This is a genomic window from Leuconostoc sp. (assembly GCF_965300815.1).
This window is the reverse complement of record NZ_CBDKZH010000106.1, coordinates 1-4,485: the sequence shown is the minus strand read 5'-3', so window position 1 is coordinate 4,485 and position 4,485 is coordinate 1. Positions and strand designations below refer to the sequence as shown.

At 43.8% G+C, this 4,485-nt stretch carries 5 protein-coding genes; all 5 read left to right on the top strand.

Annotated features, from left to right (window positions below):
• The first annotated feature begins 107 nt into the window (after positions 1-107).
• The 5 genes from ACW12G_RS06620 (at position 108) to trxB (ending at position 4,387) form a co-directional block, all read left to right on the top strand.
• On the top strand, positions 108-443 hold the full coding sequence (locus ACW12G_RS06620; protein ID WP_455647567.1) for a phage holin family protein: 336 nt from the start codon (positions 108-110) through the stop codon (positions 441-443).
• Between the two features lie 22 nt (positions 444-465).
• Positions 466-1,392, top strand: a complete 927-nt coding sequence (gene hprK / locus ACW12G_RS06615; protein ID WP_455647566.1) for an HPr(Ser) kinase/phosphatase — start codon at positions 466-468, stop codon at positions 1,390-1,392.
• Between the two features lie 28 nt (positions 1,393-1,420).
• The gene (locus ACW12G_RS06610) at positions 1,421-2,431 is read left to right on the top strand and encodes an NAD(P)H-dependent glycerol-3-phosphate dehydrogenase (protein ID WP_278364183.1); all 1,011 of its coding nucleotides are present in this window, start codon (positions 1,421-1,423) and stop codon (positions 2,429-2,431) included.
• A 48-nt stretch (positions 2,432-2,479) separates the two neighbouring features.
• Positions 2,480-3,352, top strand: coding sequence for a UTP--glucose-1-phosphate uridylyltransferase GalU (gene galU, locus ACW12G_RS06605; protein WP_455647565.1), 873 nt, complete (start codon positions 2,480-2,482; stop codon positions 3,350-3,352).
• A gap of 78 nt (positions 3,353-3,430) precedes the next feature.
• Positions 3,431-4,387, top strand: a complete 957-nt coding sequence (gene trxB, locus ACW12G_RS06600; protein ID WP_029509641.1) for a thioredoxin-disulfide reductase — start codon at positions 3,431-3,433, stop codon at positions 4,385-4,387.
• The last annotated feature ends 98 nt before the right edge of the window (positions 4,388-4,485 follow it).

Below are 4,485 nucleotides of genomic sequence, written 5' to 3'. Positions count from 1 at the left end.
TTTCTACTCATCATATTTAAATATTTGGTATAATAAATTTATAACGTTTCCGATAAGATGCTTTATATCAATGTTTAAAGCGCTTACACGATTGACTGGAGGGGCCTATGCCATTTACCGCAAGATTAGTCACCACGATGATTGTCTTTATGGTGACAGCCGCGCTATTTCCTAGCGGTTTTAGCGTTGAGAACTGGCTGACGGCTCTAGGGGCGGCCTTTGTATTGGCACTGCTAAACATGCTGATTAAGCCAGTATTATTACTCTTAACGTTGCCACTCAACATCATGACTTTTGGTTTATTTACGATTGTTATTATTGCGTGGCTATTAGAAATGACGGCATGGTTGGTAGGTGGTTTTACGTTTGCCGGTTTTGGCTGGGCAATTTTAATGGCCATTGTGTTATCGATTGTGAATACAATCTTGACCTCTGATGTATAAATAGATTGAGAAAGATAGTAGTATGATACAGAATTCAGTGACAGTAAAACAGTTGGTTGATCATACCAAGTTAGAGATTGTGTCTGGGGAGCAGTATTTAGATCGGCCAATTACAACCGCCGACATTTCACGACCTGGCCTAGAAATGACAGGGTATTTTAATTATTATGCGCCCGAACGTGTGCAATTGCTTGGGATTACTGAAACATCCTTTTCTGAACGGATGGGACACGATGAACTCTTGATGGTTTATCGCCGGATGGCCGATGTGACGACCCCAGCTTTTGTGGTGTCAACGGGGTTGCCTATCAGTGACGAGTTAAAGCAAGCAGCGGAAGAGGCACATATTCCAATTTTGACGTCAACTTTGACATCGTCGCGTATTTTATCGAATATGACTTACTATTTGGGTGGCCAATTATCACCCCGCGAGAGTGTACACGGTGTTTTGATTGACGTGTATGGCTTAGGTGTGTTGATTACTGGAGATGCCGGGATTGGTAAAACCGAAGCAGCGCTGGAATTGATTCAACAAGATAAGGCCCGTTTAGTTGCCGATGATCGCGTGGATATTTATCAAGAAGATGAAGAACGTTTGATTGGCGAACCAAGCGACGTACTTCGTAATATGATGGAAGTACGTGGTGTCGGCATTATTGACGTGCAACAAGTTTACGGTGCTGTAGCCGTGCGTTCACACGCCACGATTGCGGTGAATATTCATCTCTCAAACGGTAAAATTGGTGAAGCGAACTTTGATCGCTTGGGCAATGATAATGATACGTTGGAAATTTTAGGCGTGAAAATCAAGCGTATGGTTGTGCCGGTCACACCTGGACGTAATACGTCGAGTGTGATTGATGCGGCCGCAGTTAAATTCCGTACGGCTAATATGGGCATTGATCCGCTCAAAACGCTTGAAGCACGGATGGCTGGTGAATTGTCCTAGTACGAAAAGAAAGATTTGGAGAACAAACATGACTAAACTGGCCGTACTCGGAGCAGGGTCTTGGGGCACAGCTTTAGCAAATACCGCCGCAGAAAATGGGCATGATGTGCGTTTATGGACACATAACCCAGACCAAGCGGTTGAAATCAACACGCAACATACCAACGACAAGTATTTACCACAAGCACAGTTGTCGGAACAATTGGTTGCCACCAGTGACATGGCAGAAGCCGTGGCGGATGTTGAGATTGTTTTGAGTGTGGTACCAACTAAAGCGGTTCGTGAAGTGGCCCAACAATTGGCTGACGTCTTAGTGGCGCAACAACAGACCGTGATTTTGGCACACGCCACGAAAGGGCTTGAGCAAGGCACTTACAAGCGTATTTCTGAAATGATGGCGGAAGAAGTACCAGCTGCTTATCGATCAGCGATTGCTGTGGTATCAGGACCGTCACACGCTGAAGATGTTATCCGACATGATCTAACGGCGGTGTCAATTGGGAGTGAGGACGAAGCAGCAGCTAAGTTGTTGCAAACAGTTTTGTCAAACCAAACCTTCCGTGCTTATACCAACCATGATTTGCTTGGTTCAGAGTTGTTTGCAGCCTTGAAAAATATTGTTGCCATCGGCTCAGGCGCATTAGTCGGACTAGGGTATGGCGCTAATGCACAAGCTGCCTTATTGACACGTAGTTTAGTAGAAATGCGGGCGCTTGGGTTAGCCATGGGTGCTAAAGAGGAAACCCTCTATGAATTAGCGGGTATCGGGGACTTAATCGTCACCGGTATGTCACCCAATTCGCGCAACTATCGCGCGGGTATGGGACTTGGGCAAGGCAAAACATTGGCGCAAGTCACCGAAGACATGGGCATGGTGATTGAAGGCGTGAACACGACAAAGGCCGTGTACGATTTTGCCCAAACTTATCAAGTTGATATGCCGATTACAACGGCGATTTATCAAGTGTTGTATGAAGATAAACCGTTAGCACAAGCAATTGCTGATTTGATGGCACGGCCATTAAAATCTGAAGATTAGGCATGATTGTTGTGTTAGGTTGAGGAAAAGGAAAGCGAGTTATAAATTATGAAACCAGTACGTAAGGCAATTATTCCAGCAGCAGGACTTGGGACACGTTTTTTGCCAGCCACAAAAGCTTTGGCAAAGGAAATGTTACCAATTGTTGATACACCAACGATTGAATATATCGTGCGTGAAGCGATTGCCTCAGGTATCGAAGAGATTGTGATTGTTGATGGCAAGTCAAAGCGATCAATTGAAGACCACTTTGATTCAAATCCGGAATTGGAAAACAACTTGCGCGAAAAAGGTAAGGACGAATTACTCAAGATTGTGCAAGAAACAACGGACATTAACATGTACTTTATTCGTCAGTCACACCCAAAGGGCTTAGGGGATGCGGTCTTAACAGCCAAGGCCTTTATTGGAGACGAACCTTTCGTCGTGTTGCTTGGTGATGATTTGATGGAAGATGACGTGCCATTGACAAAGCAATTGATTGACCGTTATGAAGAAACTGGTGAATCAACTTTGGCGGTGATGAAAGTACCACATGACCAAGTGTCAGAATACGGGGTGATTGACCCAGCCGCTGAAGCTTCAAAGGGTCTCTTCCGGGTTAAGACGTTCGTGGAAAAGCCTAAGCCAGAAGATGCGCCTTCTGACTTGGCCATTATTGGACGTTACTTGTTAACACCGGAAATTTTTGAAGAACTTGAAAACACAGCGCCTGGTAAGGGTGGTGAAATCCAATTAACGGATGCCATTGATTCATTGAATAATCGTCAACACGTTTATGCCCATGAATTCAAGGGAAACCGTTATGACCTTGGCTCAAAGATTGGTTTCTTGGAAACTAATATTGAATTTGGCCTGAAGCACCCACAAACCAAAGATCAATTACGCGCCTACATCAAGGAACTTGCTGCCAAGTTGTAAAATTCAAATCACGAGACAAATCCAGTTGTGTCGTGTAGAATAGGATTAACAAAAAGTAAGTGAAATGAGGGCAACAAATTGACAGACTATAAGCAATATGATGTTGTGATTATTGGTGCGGGTCCAGCCGGCATGACGGCGGCAACCTATGCATCACGTGCCGATCTTTCCGTTTTGATGTTAGACCGTGGCATTTATGGTGGCCAAATGAATAATACGGCTGAAGTTGAAAACTATCCAGGTTTTGACTCGATTTTGGGACCAGATTTGGCCGAGAAAATGTATGCCTCATCAACACAATTTGGTGCGGAATATGGCTTTGGCATGGTTGAAGAAATCACGTTAGATGGTGAAGACAAGCTCATTCATACGGATATGGGTGACTATAAGGCTAAAGTTGTGATTATTGCGACTGGTTCTGAGCATATTCATTTAGGTAAAGATGGCGAAGAAGACTATCAAGGCCGTGGTGTCAGCTACTGTGCGGTCTGTGATGGTGCCTTTTTCCGTAATGAAGATGTTGTCGTTGTTGGTGGCGGTGATTCTGCTATTGAAGAGGGACTATATCTGACAAACTTGGCCAAGTCAGTCACTGTATTGCATCGTCGCGATAAGTTGCGTGCGCAACAAATTATTCAAGATCGTGCTTTTGCTAATGACAAAATGGCATTTAATTGGTTTACTGAAGTACTCGCAATTACTGGTGACGGTGAAAAGGTAACGGGTCTTGATGTCATCAACAACCAAACGCAAGAAGTATCACATATTGATGCGAGTGGTGTCTTTATTTATGTTGGCTTAAAGCCCAATACACAAGGTTTTGAAAATTTGAATATTACTGATGATGAAGGTTGGATTATCACGGACGACAAGATGCAAACTGCCATTCCTGGTATTTTTGCAATTGGTGACGTCCGTGCCAAAGATCTCCGCCAAATTACGACAGCTGTCGGAGAAGGTGGGATTGCGGGCCAAGGGGCTTACACTTATATTAGCCAATTACCGTCAAAATCAGCAGCGCCGACGGCGCAATGAAAAGCAAATTGTTAAAATTTGCTTTTTTATTTTAGCCAAAAAGAACAGCGTATAATTTTAATATAAATTCCTAAATGATAGTTATAACAGCAATGTAA